Consider the following 20,083-nt stretch of genomic DNA (forward strand, 5'->3'; position numbering starts at 1 on the left):
GTCAGAGACGAATTCCGTATCTCGAAAGGAATAGCCATGAAGCTCCTTCTCGCCATTTCCTCCATTTCCCTTGCAGTGACCGCCACCGGACCGGCCTCGGCCGAGAACAGCATGCTGAGCGCGCTGGCTCAATACGTGCCCGAGTCCGTGCTCTCGCTCATGAGCGAGCAGCAGATCTTCACGGCCTTCAGCATCAGCACAAGCCGCGACACGGATGCGCAGAAGGCCACGCAGATCGAATACATCGCCACGAGCAGTGCCGAACCACGCACCTACTCGCGTCAGCAGCTCGACCTCGTTTCGGCCTATCTCACCCCGGAACAGATGTCGCGCATGGATGCGGCGGACATCGGCAACGCGCTTGCCCTGATCCATTCCAGCAAGACCGAGACCGAGAAACGCGGCCTCATCCGGGCGCTCGCCGACTACTGAGACGCGCCACCGGATGCGCAACGAGGAAGGGCCGCGGAACACCGCGGCCCTTTCGCATGGTGCGGAGGCTGCCCGGCCCTACCAGCCGCCGAAGCGCGGCCAGACGCGGAGCGGGCCGCCCTCGGCGCCGATCACGTGGTAGCGGTCGTGTTGCGCCGCGACCGCGCAGGCATGGTTGGGCAGGATGCGCAGCTGCGTGCCCACCGGGAACTCTGGTACCGGGCCCGCGGCGCCGGGGCGCAGCGCAACGATGCCGTGTTCCTGGTTGGCGCTGGTCACGATCAGGTCGGGCAAGACCCGGCCCGCGGCGTCGCAGACCACGCCGTAGCCCTGGTCGACCGCCTGCGCGGCGGTGCCGCGGTCGCGCGACAGGGCCATCCACCCCGCGTCGATCATCGTCCAGCCCTTGGCCTTCTGGTGCCCGATCACCGTCGTCAGCACGCTGAGCGCGATATCGTCGAGCCCGCAGACCCCGATCCCCGCCATGACGAGGTCGAAGAAGACATAGACCCCGGCCCGCATCTCGGTGACGCCGGTCAGGTCGCGCGCCGCATGGGCGGTCGGGGTCGAGCCGACGCTCACCACCGGGCAGTCGAGCCCCGCCGCGCGCAACGCCTCTGCCGCCGTCACGACCGCGGCGCGTTCGCGCTCGGCGAACTCGGCATGCGCCTCGCGGCCGCTCACCCCGTAGCTTTCGCCCGCATGGGTCATCACCCCGCGCAGCAGCCCCGAGCCCGACAGGAGCCGCCCGACCGCGAGGAGCGCCGGGTCCGAGGGCGTGAGGCCGCCCCGGTGCCCGTCGCTGTCGATCTCGATCATCGCGGGCACCCCGGCCTCGGCCACGGCGCGGGCCTGCGCCGCGCTGTCGAGGATCACCGTCAGATCGCAGCCCTGCGCCCGGAGCGCGCGCCCGCGCTCCAGCTTCTGCGGCGCGATGCCGACGGCGTAGAGGATGTCGTGGTGACCGGCGCGGTGGAAGGCCTCGGCCTCGGCAAGGGTCGAGACGGTGATCGGGCCGGGCGTGCCGCCGGTCTGGAGCCGCCCGACCTCGGGCGATTTCGCGGTCTTGAGATGCGGCCGGAGCGCCACCCCGAGCCCCGCCGCGTGCCCGGCAAGACGGTCGATGTTGCGCATCATCCGTGCCTCGTCGAGCAGCAGGCAGGGTGTCGGCAGCGCCTCGAAGGCGGGCGTTTCGGTCTCGGTCATGTCGTTCAGCTCCCGGTCTGCGCCCCGACCCTTCACCGGTCGAGGTTTCTCAGCATCATGCGCATGACCCGCAGGTAGGTCTCGAGATCCTCGGGCGCCACCTCGGCGAGCATCCGCGCCTCGCAGTCGAGGGCAATGGCGAGGATCTCGGCATGGATCTTCTGCCCCGCCTCGGTCAGCCACCAGCTGCGCCGCCGGGCATCGCTGCCGGTGGCCTCGTAGGTCGCAAGGCCCCGCGCCTCGAGCAGCTTCAGCGACCGGCTGGCCGCCGCCTTGTCGAGGCGGATCACCTCGCAGATCCGGTTGGCGGTGATCTCGGGCTCGATGTTGAGCATCGCCATCACCCGCCAGTCGACGATCCCGAGGTCGAAATCGCGGCGGTAGATGGCCGAGGTCTGCCGCTGCCACGCGCTGCTGACCGCGTTGAGCAGGAAGGGCGCGTAATGGTCGATGTCGAGGATGCGGATGCCGGCGCGCTCGCGGGTCGGGCTCGAGATGCGGTCCATCGGCTGATCGGTCACGGTGCGGCAGCCCCTCGGGTTCACTATGCGGCTGTCAGGTCATAATTCTTTTCCAGCAGACTGTCACGGGTGGGCACCACGTCAGCGCCCAGAAGGCGGCGCGCCATCATGTGGGTCCGCGCGTCGTTGATCGTTTCGACGGCGGTCAGGCGCGCGCCGCTGAAGCGCAGCACCGCGCCATTTTCCAGCGCGACAATCTCGTCCGAAGGATCGGCAAGCCCGGCGATCTGCAGCTTCAGATCGGCCTGGTCGGACCAGAACCATGGCACGGCGGCATAGGGCGCCGTCTCGCCGTGAACGATGGTCCTCGCGATGGCGCGGGCATGGTCGGTCGCCGCCTGCACCGACTCGAGCCGCACCCGCCGGCCGCTCGCCGCTTCGGGGAAGGCGGCGCAGTCGCCGAGCCCGAAGATGCGTGGATCGGCAGTGCGCAGCGTGGCATCGACGACGATGCCGTTCGCCGCCTCGAGCCCGGCATCCTGCGCCAGCTCGACATTCGGCCGCACGCCTGCGGCGAGCAGCACGAGATCGGCGGGCAGCTCGGTGCCGCCCGCCAGCAGCAGGCCGCGCTCGGTCACCTCGGTCACGCCATTGCCGAGATGCAGCCCGGTGCCGAGCGCCTGATGCAGGTCGCGGAAACGGCGCGAGATCTCGGGCGAGACGGCGCGGGCCATGAGCCGGGGCGCGGCCTCGGCGACGCTCACCTCGTGCCCGAGCCCGGCGGCAACGGCAGCGAACTCGAGCCCGATGAAGCCGCCGCCGATGACGGCGATCCGGCGCGGCCGGTCGAGCGCGGCGCGCAGGGTGCGGGCGTCCTCGAGCGTGCGCAGGTCGAGCGCGCGTTCGATGCCCGGGATCGGCGGGCGCAGGTTGCGCGTGCCGGTGGCGAGGATCAGCACATCGTAGTCCAGCGTCTCGGACCCGATGCGGATCTGCCGCGCCGCCCGGTCGATGGCATCGACCCACGTCCCCGGGCGCAGCGTGATCGCCTTCTGGTCGAAGAAGCTCGCCGGGCGCAAAGCAAGCTTCTCGGCCTCGCCGGTCTTGAGAAAGGCCTTGGACAGCGGCGGGCGCTGGTAGGGCAGCCCGGGCTCGCCGCCGATCAGTGTGATGGACCCCTCGTGCCCCTCCTGCCGGAGCGACATGGCGGCCTGAAACCCGCCCTGCCCCGCGCCGACGATGACGACGTGGCTCATACCTGCTCCTCCGGCAGGTGCACCACCAGCCCGTCGAGCGTGTCGGTCAGCCTGATCTGGCACGAGAGGCGCGAGCGTCCGGTGACCTCGGAAGCGGCGCTTTCGAGCATGTCCTCCTCGCCGTCCATGCGCGGGCCGGTCGCGCCGGCCCAGTCCTCGTCCACGTAGCAGTGGCAGGTCGCGCACATCATCGAGCCGCCGCATTCGGCGACGATGCCGTCGAGCCCCTGCGCAATCGCAAGGCTCATGACGCTGTCGCCCGGATCGCCGTGAAGTTCGGTGCTGGTGCCGTCGTGGGCCACGTAGGTTACCTTGACCATGGGAGGGTCTCCTCAGTTCGGAATGAGCGTGATGGGCAGGCGGTCGAGCGCGCGGATGGCGTTGCCCGGGCGCCAGACGGGCTCGCCTGCGGGCTCGATGCGGTCGACCCTTTCGATCAGCGCGCCAAGCACCGCCTCGAGCTCGGCGCGCGCGATGTTCTGGCCGACGCAGCCGTGGATGCCTGCACCGAAGGCGACGTGTCCCACCGGCCTGCGGTCGATGCGGAAGACCTCGGGATCGCCCCACTTGGCGGGGTCCATGTTGGCGGCGGCGAGCACGCAGATCACCTTCGTGCCCTCCTCGACCGGGAAGCCCGCGATCTCGGTCGCCTGCCCGGCGGTGCGGCCGAAGGTGTGCACCGGCGAGGTGTAGCGCAGCACCTCCTCGAAGGCAGGGCGGATCAGCGCGGGGTCGCGCTTCAGTGCCTGCCATTGATCGGGGTTCTGCGACAGGCACCAGAGCGCGTTGCCGATGCCGGTGACCGTGGTGTCGACGCCCGCCGAGAGGAACGAGCGCACCAGCATCCCCGCCTCGGCCTCGGTCAGCGTGCCGTCATCGGCCGAGGCGTAGACCATCGCGCCGAGCCCGTCGCCGGTCAGCCGGTCGCGGGTGCAGGCGGCGTTGATCCAGGGCACGATCTCGCCGGCGTGGCTCATCGCCTCGCGGCGCAGGGCGTTGTCGGGGCCGACGGCGTTGAACACCATGGCGCCGTAGTCGACGAGGTGGCGCGGGTTCACGTCCTTCATGCCGACCGCTTTCGGAAAGACGGTGGTGGGGAAGGCCTCGGCGAGGTCGGTGACCGCCTCGATGGTGCCCTTGCCGAGCAGCTGATCGACCAGCACGTCGGCGGTCTCGCGGAAGAGGTCCGCGAAGCCCTTCACCACCTTGGGCGAGAGCGCGCGGGACATGACCTTGCGGGTGCGGGTGTGGTCGGGCTGGTCCACCTCGAGGATGATCGACGGCGGCCGCCACGGGTCCTCGAGCTTGAAGTCGTTGAGGCCAACGCCGTGCGACGACAGGAAATTCTCGTGGTCGCTGAAGACGTGCCGCGTCGTCTCGTAGCGCCCCACGGCGAGCACGCTGTAGCGCGGGATGTAGACCACCTCGCCGAGTTCGCGCAGCCGCGAGTAATAGGCCGAGGGATCGCGCAGCAGCTCGGCATCATAGGGATCGACGTCCCAGACCGGGATGCCGCTGGCGGGGGTGATGGGCTTGTGCCCTTCGATGAGGGTCATGGGGGAAAGCGTCATGGGGGTCTCCTCGGATCAGGCGCTCATCGCGACGCCGACGTGGCGGTGCAGCAGCTCCGCGTCCCGTCGCAGCGCCGCAGCGGGCCCTTCGTGAACGATTGCGCCATTGGCCATCAGCACGGCGCGGGTGGCGAAGGCGAGCGCAGCCTCGGCATGCTGCTCGACCAGCACGACGGCGCGGCTGCCGTCCCGGGCGAGCTCTTCGAAGACCGCCATCAGCTGCTCGCAGATCACCGGGGCAAGGCCCTCGAGCGGCTCGTCGAGCAGCAGCACCTCGGGGCGGGTCATCAGCGTGCGGGCGATCGAGAGCATCTGCTGCTCGCCCCCCGAAAGCTGCGTGCCGCCATTCCTGCGCCGCTCCTTGAGCCGCGGGAAAAGCGCGTAGGCCTCCTCGAGCGAGGCATCGCCGCGCAGGCACGACAGCAGGTTCTCTTCCACGGTGAGCGAGGGGAAGATGTCGCGCGTCTGCGGCACCAGCCCGAGCCCGAGGTCGCAGCGCCGATAGGGCGCGAGCCGGTCGATGGCCCGCCCGCCGTAGCTCACGCTGCCGCCGTGCATCCGGGTCAGCCCCATGATCGTGCGCAGGAGCGTGGTCTTGCCCGCGCCGTTGCGCCCGATCACCGCCAGCCGCTCGCCCGGCGCGATGGACAACGTGACGCCGCGCAGCACGTGGGTCGGGCCGTAGCCGGCGGTGACGTTCTTCAGCTCCAGAACCTTGTCAGACATGGGCCCCTCCGAGATACAGCTCGCGCACCTGCGCGTTGGTGGCGATCTCCTGCGGCGTGTCCTCGGTGAGGATGCGCCCCTGCACCAGCACGACGATCGAGCGGGCGACGCGGAACACGAGGTCCATGTCATGCTCGATCACCAGCACCGCAAGGTCCTCGGGCAGGCGCTCGATCGCCTCGATGATGAGATGCGTCTCGCTCGACGGCACGCCCGCGGCGGGCTCGTCGAGGATCAGCAACCGCGGCTTCAGCGCGAGGCTCAGCGCCATCTCGACCAGCCGCTGCTGGCCATAGGCCAGATCGAGCACCGGGCGGTCGGCGAGCGGGCCGAGGTCGAACTGGTCGATCAGCGCTTTCACCTCGGCCTCGACCGCCGCGTTGCCGCTGGCGCGGCGGAGCGTGCGCCGCCCCAGCCCCTCGCGCTCCAGCACCGGCAGGCGCAGGTTCTCGCGCACTGTCAGGCGCGGGAAGAGCGTGGTGATCTGGAAGGTCTTGGCGATGCCGCGTTTGACCCGCTGCGCCTCGTCGAGGGCCGCGATGTCCTGCCCGTCGAAGCGGATGCTGCCGCTCGTCGGGGTGAGGATGCCGGTGACGAGGTTGGCGAAGGTGCTCTTGCCCGCGCCGTTGGGGCCGATCAGGGCCTTGCGCGCGCCGGGCGGCAGGTCGAAGTCGATATTCTCCGTGACCACCAGCCCGCCGAAGCGCTTGGAGAGGCCGCGGACCTCGAGGCCCGAGGTTTCAGGACTTTGCATGGCGGTCTCCGCTGGTCAGGCGTTTCAGCACGGTGGGCAGATGCGCGATCCCGGCGGGCAGGAAGAAGACCACCGCCAGCACCAGCGCGCCGATGACGAAGAGCCAGTTGAAGGGATCGTTGGCGGCGGCGAGGTGATGCACGGACATGAAGATCACCGTGCCCAGCACCGCGCCGTAGAGCCGCCCGGTGCCGCCGAGGATCAGCATGATCAGCGCCTCGGCCGAGAGCGTGAAGGAAAAGGTCTCGAGGCTGACGAGCTGGGTGATCTGCGCCGTGAGCGCCCCGGCGATCCCGGCGATACCGCCACCCAGCGTGTAGGCCGCGAGCCTGCGGCGGTAGACCGAGACGCCGATGGCGACCATGCGCTCGGGGCTCTCGTGGATGCCGCGCAGCGACAGGCCGAAGGGCGAGCGCGCGATGACCGCGAGCGCGGCGAAGACCAGCAGCAGGACCGCCAGCGCGTACCAGTAGCCGGTGATGCCGATGAAATCGAACTCCCAGAGCCCCAGCACCTTGCCGGGCCGGATGCCGCGCAGCCCGTCCGCGCCGCCGGTCACGCCGCGGGCGCGGTTGGCGGTCTCGGCGCAGATCTGCGCGACCGCGATGGTCAGCATGATGAGCGTCAGCCCCTGCGTGCGCATCAGCACCGCGCCCGAGAGCGCCGCCAGCGCGGTCCCGGCGAGCGCTCCGGCGACCAGCCCCGCCACCGGGTCGGCCCAGACGTGGATCGCGAAGAGCCCCGCCGCGTAGGCCCCCGCGCCATACATGGCGGCCTGTCCCAGCGTGGCGATGCCGGCAAGGCCGAGCACGAGGTCGAGCGACAGGACCAGCACGGTCATGATGACGATGCGGGTCAGGAAGGCGAGGTTGTAGGGAAAGAGGAAATACGCCGCCACGGCTGCGATCAGCATCAGCAGCGGTGGAAGGAGACGTGCCGCCATGCTCAGGCCCTCCCCATCAGGCCGCGCGGGCGCAGCGCCAGGAAAAGGATGACGATGGCGAAGAAGGTGATCGTCGCCATGTCGGGCACGAGGTAACGGCTGGCGGTTTCGATCAGGCCGATGGCCAGCGCCGCGACGAAGGAGCCGAGGATCGAGCCGAGCCCGCCGATCGCCACGACGATCAGGAAGAGCACCATGTAGCGCAGCGGGTAATAGGCATCTATGGGCAAGAGCTCCGCCCCGAGGATGCCGCCGAGCGCCGCCAGCCCCGCGCCGAGCGCGAAGGTCAGCATGTAGATGCGCCCGGTGTCGATGCCGAGCGCCGAGGCGGCGTCGCGGTTGTCGACGGCGGCGCGCAGCCGGATGCCGAAACGCGTGCGGTCGAGCAGCGCCCAGAGGCCGAGGATCACCAGCGCTCCCACCGCGATCACCGCTGCGCGGTGCGCGGTCAGCTGGCGGAAGCCGAGATCGACCGAGCGGCTCAGCGCCTCGGGCAGCGGGATGGCCAGCAGCGCCGAGCCGAGCAGCAGGTTCACCGTGGCGATGATCAGGAAGGTGAGGCCGATCGTCGCCAGCACCTGCTGCAGCTCGCCGAAGCCGTAGATGCGCCGGTAGACGAGGCGCTCGAGCGGCATGGCGACGAGGATGGTCCCGGCGACGGCGAGCAGCAGGGCGAGGCCGAAGGGCAGGCCCAGCCCGGCGCCCAGCCAATGCGCCAGCGCACCGCCGATCAGGGCAAAGCCGCCATGCGCGAGGTTCACCACCCGCATCAGCCCCATGGTGACCGACAGGCCGACGGCGATCATGAAGAGGATCATGCCGTAGGCGATGCCGTCGACCGCGATATTGAGAAGGAGAGTCATGTCGTGTCCCGTGTTTCGGTGGAACGGGCCGGCGCGGGCCGGCCCATCCTGCCAGTCGCTGGTCGGTCACTAGCCGCTTACCGGCCGCTCACTCGGTCCAGCCGAGGTCGCCGACGGTGGCGATCACGCCGGTCTCGACGTTCTCCAGAAGCCCGCTCTCGGCGTTGCGCGCCACCTCGCGGATATAGACGTTCTGGATGACGGTGCGGGTCTCGGGGTCCATCTCGAGCGGGCCGCGCGGGCTTTCCCACTTGAGGCCGAGCGCCGCCTCGACCGCCGCCGGCCCGTCCGAGCCCGCCGCCGCCACCATCTCGTAGATCAGGTGCACGCCGTCATAGGCCCCGACCGAGGCCCAGTTGGCCACCGCGTCGGGATGCAGCTCGGTCAGCGCGGCAAGGAAGGCGCGGTTCTCGTCGCTGTCGTGCGCGGGCGAGTAGTGGTAGGCGGTCTGCAGCCCCACGGCCATGTCGCCGAGCCCCTGCAGGTTGGTCTCCTCGGTCTCGGCGGTGCCGAGGAAGGTGATCCCCGCCTCGCGCAGACCGTTCTCGTTGTAGGTCTTGGTGTAGGAGAAGGTGGGCGGGCCTCCCGGCAGGAAGGTGAAGACCGCGTCCGGCGCCTCGTCCTTCACGCGCTGCAGGATCGGGGTGAAATCGGTGGTCGAGAGCGGCATGCGGATGCTGTCCGTCACGGTGCCGCCCTTCGCCTCGAAGGCGCGCTTGAACGAGGTCTCGGCGTCGATGCCGGGGCCGTAGTCGCTGACCGTGGTGACCACGGTGCGGATGCCCTGGTCGTAGGCCCATTCGGCGGCGGGAATGGACACCTGCGGCAGCGTGTAGCTGGTGCGCAGGTAGAAGGGGCTTACCTTGTTGATCGCCGAGGTGGCGGCGTTGAAGATCACCGTCGGCGTCTCCGACTGGGTGATCACCGGGCCGACCGCCAGCGCGTTCGGGGTGAAGGTGAAGCCCGCGAGATAGTCGACGCGGTCGCGGATCAGCAGCTCCTGCGCCAGCGCGCGCGACTGGTCGGGGTTCACCCCGCCGACGTCCTTGTAGATGAAGCTGATCTCATGCTCGCCCGCGGCCGTGCCGTGCTGCGCCTGGTAGGCCTCGATCGCCTGCTGGTACTGCACGCCATATTGCGCGAAGGGGCCCGAGAAGGGCGCGATGACGCCCACCTTGATCTCGTCCGCCGTGGCGCAGGTCGCACCGAGGGCGCTGACCGCCGCGACGGCGGTCATGAGGGTCCGTATGGTCATGATGTCCTCCCATGTGTGCGGCCCTTGCGGCCGCGCTGTCGCCTCTCCTCCAGAGGCGGGTTGCCTTGCCCGGCGGCGACACCCGCCGCCAGGAGCGATGTCAGTGGACGACGCCGATGCGGAGGCCCACCTCGAGCGCGGTGCCCGCGCCTTCATGAAGGAGGACCGCGGGGCACAGCCCCTCTTCGTCGAGCCCGTCCGGCGTGCAGCCGTCGGTCTGGCAGAGGCCGGTCGCCATGATCTCGAGCGGATTCTTTGCTTCAAAGGCAACGGCGGTGCGGGTCTTCATGTGGCTCTCGGCTCCTCAGGTCTGATCGGTCCGGAAGGGTGCCGATCGCAAGACGGCATCGCGCGCTGACACGCGCGCGTCAGCGTCATCTGCCCTGCAACTGGATTGCCCTCCCGGCGCGGCGCCCTCCCCGGCGCACGAGTTGATTCATCAACTATCCTCACCCTGCACGGCATGAGTTGATATGTCAACAGTGCATGTTTGGAGACCCGCAAACCCGCGCGGGGAGAGTCACGGGCGAGCCGGGGTCACTCCCGGCGCAGGCTGCGCACCTCGTCCGCGCAGGCAGCGATCTCCTCGATCAGCACCTTCGACACGGCCGAGCAGATCCGCGGCAGCGTGCGCTTCACGCTCACCACGAGGCTGATCGACTGGCTGCGCACCTGCGCGTCGGTCATCGGGATCGCCACCATCCGGCCCGCGAGAAGCTCTGCGGCGGCGTCGAGTTCCGAGGTGAGCGCGAGATGGGTTCCGGCGCAAACCATCTGCTTGAGCAGTTGCAGCGAGTTGGTCACCACCGGCGGGAAGGCGTCGCTGAAGAGCCAGGTGTGCCGCGCCTCGAGCATCCGCCGGATCGCCAGCGCCCGGCTCTGCACCACCAGCGGATAGGCGCGGACCTCCTTGATCGAGATGCTGGCAAGCGCGGCGACGGGATGCGACGGCGCGGCGACGCAGACCAGCGGCAGGTCGGCCGACCACAGCACGTGCACGTCGCGCGAGGCGCGCAGGTTGAAGCCGAGCGCGAGGTCGGCGAGCCCCTCGTCGACCGCCGCCATGGCCGCGTCGGGCGTCATGATCTCGACCTCGACCTGGACCCGGGGAAAGGCCTCGCCGATCGCCGCCAGTACCCGCGGCAGCGGCCCGTTCGCGAGGCTGTCCATGGTCGCGAGGCGGACGACGCCGAGGTCGATGCCCTGCATCTGCTTCACGTCCGACAGGATGCGGTTCTCATCGGCCTGCCAGCGCCGCGCCAGCACGAGGAACATCTCGCCCGCCGCGGTCGTCTCCATCCCCGTGCTCTGCCGGTCGAAGAGCAGCAGGTCCAGCCGGTCCTCGAGCAGCTTCACCTGCCGGTCGATGGCCGAGGCCGAGATGCCCAGCGCCCGCGACGCCGCCTGGATCGAGCCATGCTCGGCCACCGCCTCGACGTAGCGCAGGACCCGTGGAACGAGGAACAGCGACATTGTCCGCTCCATTCTAATTTTTCGAATAAACTGTGATTTTTTATAGAATGGATTGCAATGGAGATTTCGCCGTAGGGTCGGGGCAGGAACCAACGGACATCCCCATGACACGCGGACTTACCACGCTGAACTCGGTTCAGCGCGAACAGGCTCTTGCGGCCCTCTCCCCGCTCGTCGAACGCTCGCCCTGGGTGGCCGAGGCGGTGGTGGACCTGCGTCCCTTCGCCTCGGACGAGGCGCTGGCCGAGGCGCTGGTCGAGGTCATCCTCGCCGCCGCTCCGGCCCGGCGCCGCGCCCTCTTCAACGTCCATCCCGAGCTTTCCGGCTCCGAGGCGGCCGAGGGGCGGATGACCGCCGAAAGCACGTCGGAACAGGGGCGCCTCGGTCTGACCGCCCTGCCCTCCGGCGAGGCCGCGCGGCTGGCCGCGCTCAACACCGCCTACCGGGCGCGTTTCGGCCACCCGTTCATCATCGCGCTGCACCGCGTGCCCGACCGGGCCGCGCTGTACCAGACCTTCGAGCAACGCCTCCGGGCAAGCCCGCTGGAGGAGCACACCACCACGCTGTCCGAGATCGCCTCGGTGATCCGGGCACGCTGCCGCGCTGCCTTCGGCGCGGCCCCCGAACCCACCCCGAACCCTTCCTCGACATGTCCTCAGGACTCCAAGGAGCACAGCCAATGAAACACCAGATCCTCGCCCTCGCCGCCTCCGTCCTCGCCCTCACCGCCCCGGCGCAGGCCGACACGATCCGGGTCGCCGGGAACTTCGCCACCGACCATTCCTCCTCGGTCGCGATGGAAACCTTTGCCGCGAAACTCGCCGACCTGTCGGGCGGCGCCTTCGAGGTGAACCTCTTCCCGGCCCGCCAGCTGGGCGGCGCGGCCGAGAACGTGCAGGCGGTCAAGCTCGGCGCGGTCGAGATCATCTGGGTCGGCACCGCCTATCTCACCCGCACCGTGCCCGAGCTCGAGATCGTCGGCCTGCCCTTCCAGTTCGAGAGCCGCGAAGAGGCCTTCAAGGTCGTTGACGGCCCCGTGGGCGAGGCGCTCGACGAGAAGCTCGCCGCGCAGGACATCATGTCGCTCGGCTACATGGAGCTCGGGTTCCGGCAGATGACCAACTCGGTTCGACCGATCGAGACGATCGAGGACATCGCCGGGCTCAAGATCCGCCTGCAGCCCAACGAGACCCACCTCGCCACCTTCCGCGCGCTCGGCGCCAACCCGCTGGCGATGGACGTCAACGAGCTTTACTCGGCACTCGAGCAGAAGGTGATCGACGGGCAGGAGAACCCCTTCTCGATCATCCAGGTCGCCGGCTACCCCGAGGTGCAGGACTACGTGTCGAACACCGGGCATTTCTTCGACTTCATCTCGGTCGTCGCCAACAAGAAGTGGTTCGACGGGCTCTCCGCCGAGAAACAGGCCTGGGTCACCGAGGCGATGGATGCCGCCGTCGCCGAGCAGCGCGTGCTCGCCGCCGAGCAGGACGGCGCGGCGCTCGCGAAGATCATCGAGATGGGCATGACCTACACCGAGGTGTCACCCGAGCTTGCCGCCGCCCTGCGCGAGACCACGGCCGGCGTCGCCGCCGAGACCAAGGCCCGGCTCGATCCGAAGCTGGTGGCGCTGCTCGACGCGGAAATGTCCTCGGTGTCGAACTGATCCGCCCTATGAGACAGATCGTCCCTGCGATCCTTGCGCGCGCCGACACGGGCGCGCGCCTCATGGTGATCGCCGCCGCCGCCCTCATGGTGGCGGTGGTCTCGGCGCAGGTTCTGCTGCGCTACGGCTTCAACGCCTCGCTCGACTGGGCCGACGAGGTCTCGCGCCTCGCCTTCGTCACCGCGATCTTCGTCGCCATCCCGCTCGGCATCCGCGACGGCACCCATGTCGGCATCGACCTCGTGGTCGACCGCCTGCCCGCCGCGCCCCGGCGGCTGGTCCGGCGGGGCATCAGCCTGATCGCCGGGCTGATGCTGCTGATCCTCTTCAGGGCCACGCTCCATGTCGCGGGCGCCACCTGGAGCGAGCGTCTCGGCGCCATCGACATCACCTCCTCGGTCTTCTTCTTTCCCGTCATCGCGGGCACGCTGCATTCGGCGCTGCACCTGCTGCACATGGCGGCCGATCCGGACACGCCCCTGCCATGAGCCTTGCCGTCATCGCCTGTTTCTTCGTCCTCGGCGTGCTCGGCATGCCGCTGGCCTTCTCGCTGGGCTGCGCCGCGCTCTTCGGGCTCTGGCTGGCGGGGTTCGATCCAGCGATCATGCCGAGCCGGATGATGAACGCGGTCAATTCCTTCCCGCTCATGTCCATCCCGCTCTTCATGATCGCCGGAGAACTGATGCTGAAGGGCGGGATCATGGAGCGGCTGGTGGACTTCGCCAACGCCTTCGTCGGGCGGATGCGCGGCGGGCTGCTGCAGGTGTCGATCGTCGCGGGCGCCGGGCTAGCCTCGGTCTCGGGCGCGGCGGTGGCCGATGCCTCGGCGCTGGCCTCGACGCTGGTCCCCTCGCTGAAGAAGCAGTACGGGCTCGGCTTTTCCTCGGGGGCCGTGGCTGCCGCCGCCAATCTCGGGCCGATCATCCCGCCCTCGGGGGCGATGATCGTCTATGCCTTCATGGCGGGCTCGACCGTCTCGGTCGGCGGGCTCTTCATGGCGGGCGTGGTGCCGGGACTGATCCTCTTCGTCGCGCTCATGGCCCTTTGCTGGTTCATCTCTTGGAAGCGCGACTACCCGCTGGCCGGCGAGGGGTTCGCGCTCCGCCGCGCCCTGCGCGAGACCCGGCGCTCGGTCGTCGTCTTCATGATGCCCGTGGTGGTGATCGGCGGCATCGTCGCAGGCGCCTTCACCCCCACCGAGGGCGCGGCCATCGGGGTCTGCTACGCGCTCTTCATCGGCTTCTTCATCACCCGCAGGCTGCGCGTCGCGGACCTGCCGGGCGTGCTGCTCACTGCCGCCAAGACCTCGGCCATGGTCGGCGCGATGATCGCCTTCGCCTCGACGGTGACCTTCCTCTTCACCATCGACCTCATGCCGATGAAGCTGGCGGCGCAGATCAAGGCGCTGACCGACAGCCCGACCGTCTTCCTGCTGCTGGTCGCGCTGATGATGCTGGTGGTGGGGATGTTCCTTGAATCGAACGCCGCCAACATCATGCTGGTGCCGCTCTTCCACCCGATCGCGCTGCAGTTCGGCATCGACCCGCTGCACTTCGGCTTTCTCTTCGTGCTGAACCTTGTGATCGGGATGCTGACGCCGCCGGTGGGGGTGATCCTCTTCGTCGTCTGCGGCATCACCGGGGTGAAGATGACCGAGCTCGTGCGCGAGAGCTGGCCCTTCATCGCCGCCATGTACGCCGTGCTCTTCCTGTGCATGTTCGTGCCGGGGCTGGTGACCGGGCTGCCCCGCGCGATGGGCTACTGAGCCGGCACGGGCCCGGCTCAGGCGCCGCCGAAGAGCCGGGTCAGCGCCGGGTCGAGCCCGGTCATGGCGATGCCCGAAGGCTGCGCGCAGTTGCCCGCGCGCGGCTTCGGCAGGCCGAGGCGCAGGATCATCTCGGCCATGCAGACCGCCGCCCCGACGGGCGAGACCACCGGCACCGGCAACGCCGGCTGGATGCGCCGTGCCATGCCCTCCATCGAGCCCGCGCCGAGGACGATCACGTCGGCGCGGTCCTCCTCGACCGCCCGCAGCCCCAGCCCGATCGCCGCCGCATCGGCGCGCGGCTGGTCCTCGGTCAGCTCGGTGCCGGTGAGCCCTATGTCGCGGATCGAGACGACCCGCCCGCCAAGGCCCGTGGCCGCGACCAGCTCGTCGGTCATCCGCCGCGCGGGCGCGCCGATGGAGAGGATCGAGATGCCCTGCCCGAGCACCGAAGCGGCGGCGAGCCCGGCCTCGCCGGTGGCGATGAGCGGCACCGGCATCATCTCCTTTGCCGCGGCGGTGACGGCGGGCACGATGAAGGCCCCGACGATCACCGCGTCATGCCGGTCATAGGCCTGCGCCAGCGCCGAGAGCAGCGCGTGCCCCGCGACCGCAGCCTCGCCCCGGGTCGAGATATAGGCCGAGCCGAAGGCCGCGCTGCAGACGTCGATCGTGGTGCCGGGCGCGGCGACGCGGCGGGCCTCGGCGGCCATGATCCCGGCCATGGCCTCGGAGGTGTTGGGATTGGCGAAGAGAAGGCGCATCGGTCAGCCCGCCGCCAGTGACGGCTCGGCCAGCACCGCCGCGTGGATCTCGGCGGGGGTCGCGAGCCAGACGCCCGGCATCGCCGCGACCTCGGCCAGCGCCTCGGCGAGCGGGCGCAGCCGCCAGGGCTGCCCCGAGATGAAGCTGTGAAGCACCACGCTCATCACCACAGGCTGCGGGCTCTCCAGCAGCTCGCGCGCCTCGTCGAGGATGGCGGCGGCAAAAGCGCGCGGCTCCATCTGGCGCCCGACCATGCTGGTGCTGTCGTTGAGCTCGGCGGCATAGGGGATGGCCAGGAGGCGCTTTGGTCCGGCGTCCAGCCAGACCGGCTGGTCGTCGAGCCGCAGGTCGAGAAGATAGCGGTAGTCCGCACCGGCAAGGCTTTGCAGGGAAGTCGGCGTGTGCGCGAGCCAGGGCGAGGACCAGCCACCCGGCGGCGCGCCCTCGGCGGCGGCGATGCGCGCGCGCACACGGGCAACGTAGGCCGCTTCCTCCCCCGCGGGCAGCGCCGCGAGGCTGTCGGAGTTCGACGCGCCATGGCCGACGAACTCGGCCCCGGCGGCGCGGGCGGCGGCGATGACCTCGGGCGCCTCGTCGTAGAGGTTGGTGTTCAGCAGCACCGCGGGCCGGATACCGATCGCCGCGAGCCGGTCGAAGAGCCGGAACGCGCCCACACGGTTGCCGTAGTCGCGCCAAGCCGTATTGACGAGGTCCGGCGGCGCGCCGCGCGGCAGGATGTCCTCGGTCATGCCCTCATCGGGGCGGTAGCTTTCGACGCCGACGGCGACCCAGAGGGCGACCTTTGCACCGTTGGGCCAATGGCCTGCGGGGCGGGATGGCAGGGCGGAGTATGTCCAGGGCAGGCTCACAGGAGACCTTTCTCGAGCTTGCGCCGCATCCCGACGTCGCGGGCGGCGGCGCGGTCGTGTATGGCGCGGTAGACCGGCAGCAGGTCCGCCACCTCGGCGGCGGCGCGGCGCAGCACCGGGGCGATCCCGGCGAAGACCTCGCGCGCCTCGGCGAGCAGCGCCGTCTCGTCGACCGAGACGACACGCCCCTTCTCGGCGACCACCCGCCCCGCCACCATGGTCAACCGCACCGAGCCGCCCTGCTCGACATGCACCAGTTGCCGGACGAGATCGTTGAGCGGCAGGAAGGCGAGGCTCGAGAGGTCCACAAGGTTCAGGTCGGCGGGCGCGCCGAGGGCCAGCGTGCCGAGCCCCGGCCGGCGCATCGCAAGGCCACCGCCTTCGGTCGCCGCGCGCAGCACCTCGCCCGCGGTGGGCCAGCGATCGGGATCGTCGCCCGAGAGGGTATGGATCATCCCGGCCGTCTTCATCACCGACCAGAGGTTCACCGCGTCGTCGGCGATGGCCTCGTCGACCCCGAGCGAGACGCTGATGCCCCGGTCCAGCATCTCGCGCAGGGGCATGACCCCCGAGCCGAGCCGCAGGTTGCTGATCGGGTTGTGCGCGACAGTCGCACCCGCGTCGGCGATGAGGTCGAGGTCCGCGGCATCCACCCAGATCGCGTGGATGACCTGCATCCGCGCGGAGAGCAGGCCGAGGTCATGGGTGTAGCGCACCAGCGACCGCCCGCCGAAGCTTTCGTGCCCCAGAACGCGCTGCAGCCGGGTCTCCAGCATGTGCGCCAGCACCGGCAGGTCATGCGCGCGGCTGAGCGCGTCGAGCTCGGCGAAATACTCGGGGCTGACCCGCTGCGGCGCCGAGCAGCTGACCGCCGCCCCGATGCGCCCCTCCGCGGCGCAGTGCCAGCGGGTGATCAGGTGATCGTAGAGCGCCAGCAGGTCCGGCGCCTTGAGCCTCGGCCGCCGCGCCAGCGCGCCCTGCAGATGCGGCGGCGCGAGTTCCGCGAGGAAGGGCAGTTTCTCGATCTCGGACAGCTCGGGCTCGTCCAGCGCCAGCGTCGCGCGGATGCCGCTGTCGGCATAGGCCTGCGCCACCGCGTCGATGATCTCGGGCGTGGGCTCGGGCACGAAGAAGCAGTCGTCCATCACCGCGGTCGTGCCGTTTCGCAGCATCTCGATGCAGCCCAGCATCGTGCGCAGGTAGGCCTGCCGCGGCGTCGGGCGCAGCGTCTCGAGCGCCGGGCTCTCGTAGAGCATGAAGAGCTCGAGCGGCAGGCAGGGCAGCCGCCCCTTCATGTGGTTCACCGAGGAATGGAAATGCGCGTTGACCAGCCCCGGCATCAGCAGATCACCCCGGCCCTCGATCACCCGCGCCCCGTCGGGGGCCGCGAGCCCGTCACCGATGGCGGCGATGACGCCCCCTTCGACGCGCAGGTCGCAGGGCGAGGTCATGCCCTCGGGATGCGCCGGATCGAGCAGGCGGACGTTGCGAAAGAGGGCGTCGCTCATGGCTGCGTCCCGGCGAGCAGGGCGGCGAGCGCGGGCGAGAGGCCGATGCTTTCCGCGATCGGCACCGGCCGGGCGGGCTGAGCCGCACCCCCGGCGATCCTGTCCCGGCAGAGCGCCAGCGCCGCGGCGCCGTCGCTGACCGGGACCGCCGCGCGGGGCGCGAGACGCGCCGCCATGCCGACGATCGCGGCGCCGAGGATCACCACCGCCTGCGCCCCCGCCTGCGCCAGCTTGTCGATGGCCCCGAGCACCGCGCCGTCGCGCCGCTCGGCGTCGAGATAGTCCTCGCGCGAGGCGAACTCGATGACCTCCCAGCCGGCGGGGCTGTAGCCGTAGCCCTCCAGCAGGCGCGCGTAGAGCGGCTGGCTCGAGGCGCCGAAGATCACCACGCCGAAGGGCACGCCGCCGGTCGCCGCCAGCGCCGCCTCGGTCAGCCCGACCACCGGCACCGGCAGCAGCTCCGAAAGCGCGCGCAGCGCGGTGTCGAAGGAGATCGCGAGGATCACCCCGTCGACCCCGCCCGCGTGCTGCGCCGCAAGCTCCAGCGCGGCATGGGCGGCGATCAGGTTCTCGGCCTCGGTGGTCACGATCCGCGCGCCGAAGCCGCCGGTGACGCCGTCGATGAGGGTGCCCTCGGGCGCGATGCGGCGGGCCTCGGCCACGAAGGCCGCGGTCACCTCGGGCGAGGTGTTGGGATTGAGGGCGAGCAGGCGCATCAGAGCAGTCCCGGGAAGATCGAGATGAGCGCCACCACCCCGAGGATGCAGGCGAGGAAGGGCAGCACGCCAAGGATCACCGTGCCCACCTGCCCGCGCCCGCGCACGCTTTGCGTCACGTAGAGGTTCATGCCCACCGGCGGGGTAATCAGCGCAAGCTCGCACATCATCACGAGGAAGATGCCGAACCAGACGCTGTCATAGCCGAGGTGCGTGACCACCGGCATCACCACCGGGATCGTCGCGATCATCATCGCGAGCGCGTCGAGGAAGCAGCCGAGGATCAGGTAGAGCACCACCAGCAGTACCAGCATCGCCACCGGCCCGACCTGCAGCTCCGACACGAAGGCCGAGACCTGACCGGGCACGCCCAGCACGCCGAGGATGAAGTTGAGGTAAAAGGCGGCAACGAGGATCAGCAGCGTCATCGCCGTGGTGGTGACGGTGGAGATCAGCGCCTCGCGCAGCATCCGCCAACTGAGCGAGCGGTAGCAGGCGGTGAGCAGGAAGGCTCCGACCACCCCCACCCCGGCCGCCTCGGTGGGCGTCGCGAAGCCGAGGTAGATCGCCCCCATCACCAGCACGAAGATGGCCAGCGGCGGCAGCAAGTCCCCCAGCCGCTTGCGGCGCTCGGGCCAGGGCGCCATGCGCTCGGGGCGGCCCGCGACCGAAGGATTGAGCAGGCTCGCCACGATGATGATCGCCATGAAGGCCAGCGCGAGGATGAGCCCCGGCAGCACCCCGGCGAGGAAGAGCGCGCCGATCGAGGTGTTGGTGATCGCGCCGTAGATGATCAGGTTGATCGAGGGCGGGATCAGGATGCCCAGCGTCGCGCCCGAGGCGACGCTGCCCGCGACCCAGGCTTCGGCGTAGTTCTGGCGGCGGAAGGTCGGGAAGGCGACGGTGCCGATGGTCGCCGCCGTGGCAACCGACGAGCCCGAGATCGCGGCGAAGACCGTCGAGGCGGCGATATTGGTGTGCAGCAGCCCGCCCGGCAGCGGCCGCGTCCAGTCGGCCAGCGCACGGTACATGCGCTCGGTCACCCCGCCGCGCACGAGGATCTCGCCCATCAGCACGAAGAGCGGGATCGCGACCAGCAGGAAGTTGTTGAGCGTGCCCCACATCATCGTGCCGAAGGGCCGCAGCATGGCGTCGCCGAAGAAGAGCCATGCGCCCAGCACCGCGACGGTGAAGAGCGCCGTGGCGATGTGCTGCCCGATGAACAGCAGGAACAGCAGCAGCGCAAAGCCGAGGGCCGCGCCTTCAATGCCCAGCATGGAGCGTCTCCTCGCCATGATCGACGTAATGGCCGACTTCCTCGTCGACGGTGGGAGGCCCGTAGGCGGCTTCGACCGCGGAACGGTCGGTGAAGAGCAGCCAGAGCCCGTGCACCGTGGTCAGGCAGGCGACCGCCGCGAAAAACCCGGTGCCCGCGACCCAGATCGCCTGCGGCACCCAGAGCGGGGTCTGCAGCGGCGTGTTGGTCACCGCGCCGAAGCGGATGGTCTCGGCCAGCTCGCCCCACGCATGCCAGGTCATGAAGAGGCCGAGCCCCGCGATGCTGGCCTGCGCCAGCACGTGCAGCCCGGCGCGCAGCCGCTCGGGAAAGAGCCGCAGGAAGATGTCGATCCGCGGGTGACCGCGGTTCAGCAGCGTCAGCGACAGGCCCAGCGAGCCGACGAAGGCCAGCACGTAGCCGCCCAGCTCGTCCGTGCCCTGGAGCGAGACGCCGAAGACGTCCCGCCCCGCGATATCGACGACGATCAGCACCGCGAGCAGGGCGACGGCGGCGCCCGCGACAAGCGCGAGCGCCAGGGCCAGCCCGCGGGCGATCCCCAACAGAGAGGTCATGCC

At 70.1% G+C, this 20,083-nt stretch carries 22 protein-coding genes and 1 pseudogene; 5 read left to right on the forward strand and 18 right to left on the reverse strand.

Features of this window, described 5'->3' with window-relative positions:
* Positions 1–36: 36 nt before the first annotated feature.
* Positions 37–432 (forward strand): hypothetical protein, encoded by a 396-nt coding sequence (locus tag PVT71_RS16685; protein ID WP_353475191.1) that lies wholly within the window; start codon positions 37–39, stop codon positions 430–432.
* Between the two features lie 78 nt (positions 433–510).
* Here the strand turns inward: PVT71_RS16685 and PVT71_RS16690 are convergent, their stop codons facing one another.
* The 12 genes and pseudogenes from PVT71_RS16690 to PVT71_RS16745 all read right to left on the reverse strand — a co-directional run bounded on the left by PVT71_RS16690 (position 511) and on the right by PVT71_RS16745 (position 10,940).
* Positions 511–1,638 (reverse strand): DSD1 family PLP-dependent enzyme, encoded by a 1,128-nt coding sequence (locus PVT71_RS16690; RefSeq protein WP_353475192.1) that lies wholly within the window; start codon positions 1,636–1,638, stop codon positions 511–513.
* A gap of 32 nt (positions 1,639–1,670) precedes the next feature.
* The gene (locus PVT71_RS16695; protein WP_353475193.1) at positions 1,671–2,159 is read right to left on the reverse strand and encodes a MarR family winged helix-turn-helix transcriptional regulator; all 489 of its coding nucleotides are present in this window, start codon (positions 2,157–2,159) and stop codon (positions 1,671–1,673) included.
* 23 nt (positions 2,160–2,182) lie between these two features.
* Positions 2,183–3,355 carry an FAD-dependent oxidoreductase gene (locus PVT71_RS16700; protein ID WP_353475194.1) on the reverse strand — a complete coding sequence of 391 codons (1,173 nt, stop codon included), beginning with the start codon at positions 3,353–3,355 and terminating at the stop codon, positions 2,183–2,185.
* On the reverse strand, positions 3,352–3,675 hold the full coding sequence (locus tag PVT71_RS16705) for a 2Fe-2S iron-sulfur cluster-binding protein (protein ID WP_353475195.1): 324 nt from the start codon (positions 3,673–3,675) through the stop codon (positions 3,352–3,354). Before PVT71_RS16705 ends, PVT71_RS16700 begins: the two co-directional genes overlap by 4 nt.
* 12 nt (positions 3,676–3,687) lie before the next feature.
* Positions 3,688–4,926 (reverse strand): cytochrome P450, encoded by a 1,239-nt coding sequence (locus PVT71_RS16710; RefSeq protein ID WP_353475196.1) that lies wholly within the window; start codon positions 4,924–4,926, stop codon positions 3,688–3,690.
* 15 nt (positions 4,927–4,941) lie between these two features.
* On the reverse strand, positions 4,942–5,652 hold the full coding sequence (locus PVT71_RS16715; protein WP_353475197.1) for an ABC transporter ATP-binding protein: 711 nt from the start codon (positions 5,650–5,652) through the stop codon (positions 4,942–4,944).
* Positions 5,645–6,406, reverse strand: a complete 762-nt coding sequence (locus PVT71_RS16720) for an ABC transporter ATP-binding protein (RefSeq protein WP_353475198.1) — start codon at positions 6,404–6,406, stop codon at positions 5,645–5,647. Before PVT71_RS16720 ends, PVT71_RS16715 begins: the two co-directional genes overlap by 8 nt.
* Complete coding sequence (locus PVT71_RS16725) at positions 6,393–7,349, reverse strand: branched-chain amino acid ABC transporter permease (protein ID WP_353475199.1); 957 nt, start codon at positions 7,347–7,349, stop codon at positions 6,393–6,395. The genes PVT71_RS16720 and PVT71_RS16725 overlap by 14 nt, the downstream gene beginning before the upstream one ends.
* 2 nt (positions 7,350–7,351) lie before the next feature.
* Positions 7,352–8,212, reverse strand: coding sequence for a branched-chain amino acid ABC transporter permease (locus PVT71_RS16730; RefSeq protein ID WP_353475200.1), 861 nt, complete (start codon positions 8,210–8,212; stop codon positions 7,352–7,354).
* A gap of 88 nt (positions 8,213–8,300) precedes the next feature.
* Complete coding sequence (locus tag PVT71_RS16735) at positions 8,301–9,467, reverse strand: ABC transporter substrate-binding protein (RefSeq protein ID WP_353475201.1); 1,167 nt, start codon at positions 9,465–9,467, stop codon at positions 8,301–8,303.
* Between the two features lie 124 nt (positions 9,468–9,591).
* Positions 9,592–9,756, reverse strand: a pseudogene (locus PVT71_RS16740) (S-(hydroxymethyl)glutathione dehydrogenase); the annotation flags it as partial.
* Positions 9,757–10,004: 248 nt separating this feature from the next.
* Positions 10,005–10,940, reverse strand: coding sequence for a LysR substrate-binding domain-containing protein (locus PVT71_RS16745; protein WP_353475202.1), 936 nt, complete (start codon positions 10,938–10,940; stop codon positions 10,005–10,007).
* A gap of 104 nt (positions 10,941–11,044) precedes the next feature.
* On the opposite strand from PVT71_RS16745, the gene uraD reads away from it, so the two are divergent.
* From uraD to PVT71_RS16765, 4 genes are read left to right on the forward strand one after another with little or no spacing between them, the layout of a single operon-like run.
* The gene (gene uraD, locus PVT71_RS16750; protein WP_353475203.1) at positions 11,045–11,623 is read left to right on the forward strand and encodes a 2-oxo-4-hydroxy-4-carboxy-5-ureidoimidazoline decarboxylase; all 579 of its coding nucleotides are present in this window, start codon (positions 11,045–11,047) and stop codon (positions 11,621–11,623) included.
* Positions 11,620–12,606: a TRAP transporter substrate-binding protein gene (locus tag PVT71_RS16755; RefSeq protein ID WP_353475204.1), complete on the forward strand. Its 987-nt coding sequence runs from the start codon at positions 11,620–11,622 to the stop codon at positions 12,604–12,606. Before uraD ends, PVT71_RS16755 begins: the two co-directional genes overlap by 4 nt.
* Before the next feature lie 8 nt (positions 12,607–12,614).
* Positions 12,615–13,094, forward strand: coding sequence for a TRAP transporter small permease (locus PVT71_RS16760; protein ID WP_353475205.1), 480 nt, complete (start codon positions 12,615–12,617; stop codon positions 13,092–13,094).
* The gene (locus PVT71_RS16765; RefSeq protein ID WP_353475206.1) at positions 13,091–14,371 is read left to right on the forward strand and encodes a TRAP transporter large permease; all 1,281 of its coding nucleotides are present in this window, start codon (positions 13,091–13,093) and stop codon (positions 14,369–14,371) included. The genes PVT71_RS16760 and PVT71_RS16765 overlap by 4 nt, the downstream gene beginning before the upstream one ends.
* A gap of 17 nt (positions 14,372–14,388) precedes the next feature.
* On the opposite strand, the gene PVT71_RS16770 is transcribed toward PVT71_RS16765, so the two are convergent.
* The 6 genes from PVT71_RS16770 to PVT71_RS16795 form a co-directional block, all read right to left on the reverse strand.
* Positions 14,389–15,135, reverse strand: a complete 747-nt coding sequence (locus tag PVT71_RS16770; RefSeq protein ID WP_353475207.1) for an aspartate/glutamate racemase family protein — start codon at positions 15,133–15,135, stop codon at positions 14,389–14,391.
* A 3-nt stretch (positions 15,136–15,138) separates the two neighbouring features.
* Positions 15,139–15,885 carry a polysaccharide deacetylase gene (locus tag PVT71_RS16775; RefSeq protein WP_353475208.1) on the reverse strand — a complete coding sequence of 249 codons (747 nt, stop codon included), beginning with the start codon at positions 15,883–15,885 and terminating at the stop codon, positions 15,139–15,141.
* A gap of 116 nt (positions 15,886–16,001) precedes the next feature.
* Positions 16,002–17,513 carry an amidohydrolase family protein gene (locus PVT71_RS16780; RefSeq protein WP_353475209.1) on the reverse strand — a complete coding sequence of 504 codons (1,512 nt, stop codon included), beginning with the start codon at positions 17,511–17,513 and terminating at the stop codon, positions 16,002–16,004.
* Positions 17,510–18,229, reverse strand: a complete 720-nt coding sequence (locus PVT71_RS16785) for an aspartate/glutamate racemase family protein (RefSeq protein WP_353475210.1) — start codon at positions 18,227–18,229, stop codon at positions 17,510–17,512. The genes PVT71_RS16780 and PVT71_RS16785 overlap by 4 nt, the downstream gene beginning before the upstream one ends.
* Complete coding sequence (locus PVT71_RS16790) at positions 18,229–19,506, reverse strand: TRAP transporter large permease (RefSeq protein WP_353475211.1); 1,278 nt, start codon at positions 19,504–19,506, stop codon at positions 18,229–18,231. Before PVT71_RS16790 ends, PVT71_RS16785 begins: the two co-directional genes overlap by 1 nt.
* Positions 19,493–20,080 carry a TRAP transporter small permease gene (locus PVT71_RS16795; RefSeq protein ID WP_353475212.1) on the reverse strand — a complete coding sequence of 196 codons (588 nt, stop codon included), beginning with the start codon at positions 20,078–20,080 and terminating at the stop codon, positions 19,493–19,495. The genes PVT71_RS16790 and PVT71_RS16795 overlap by 14 nt, the downstream gene beginning before the upstream one ends.
* Between the last annotated feature and the right edge of the window lie 3 nt (positions 20,081–20,083).

Source organism: Salipiger sp. H15, assembly GCF_040409955.1.
GTDB lineage: Bacteria > Pseudomonadota > Alphaproteobacteria > Rhodobacterales > Rhodobacteraceae > Salipiger.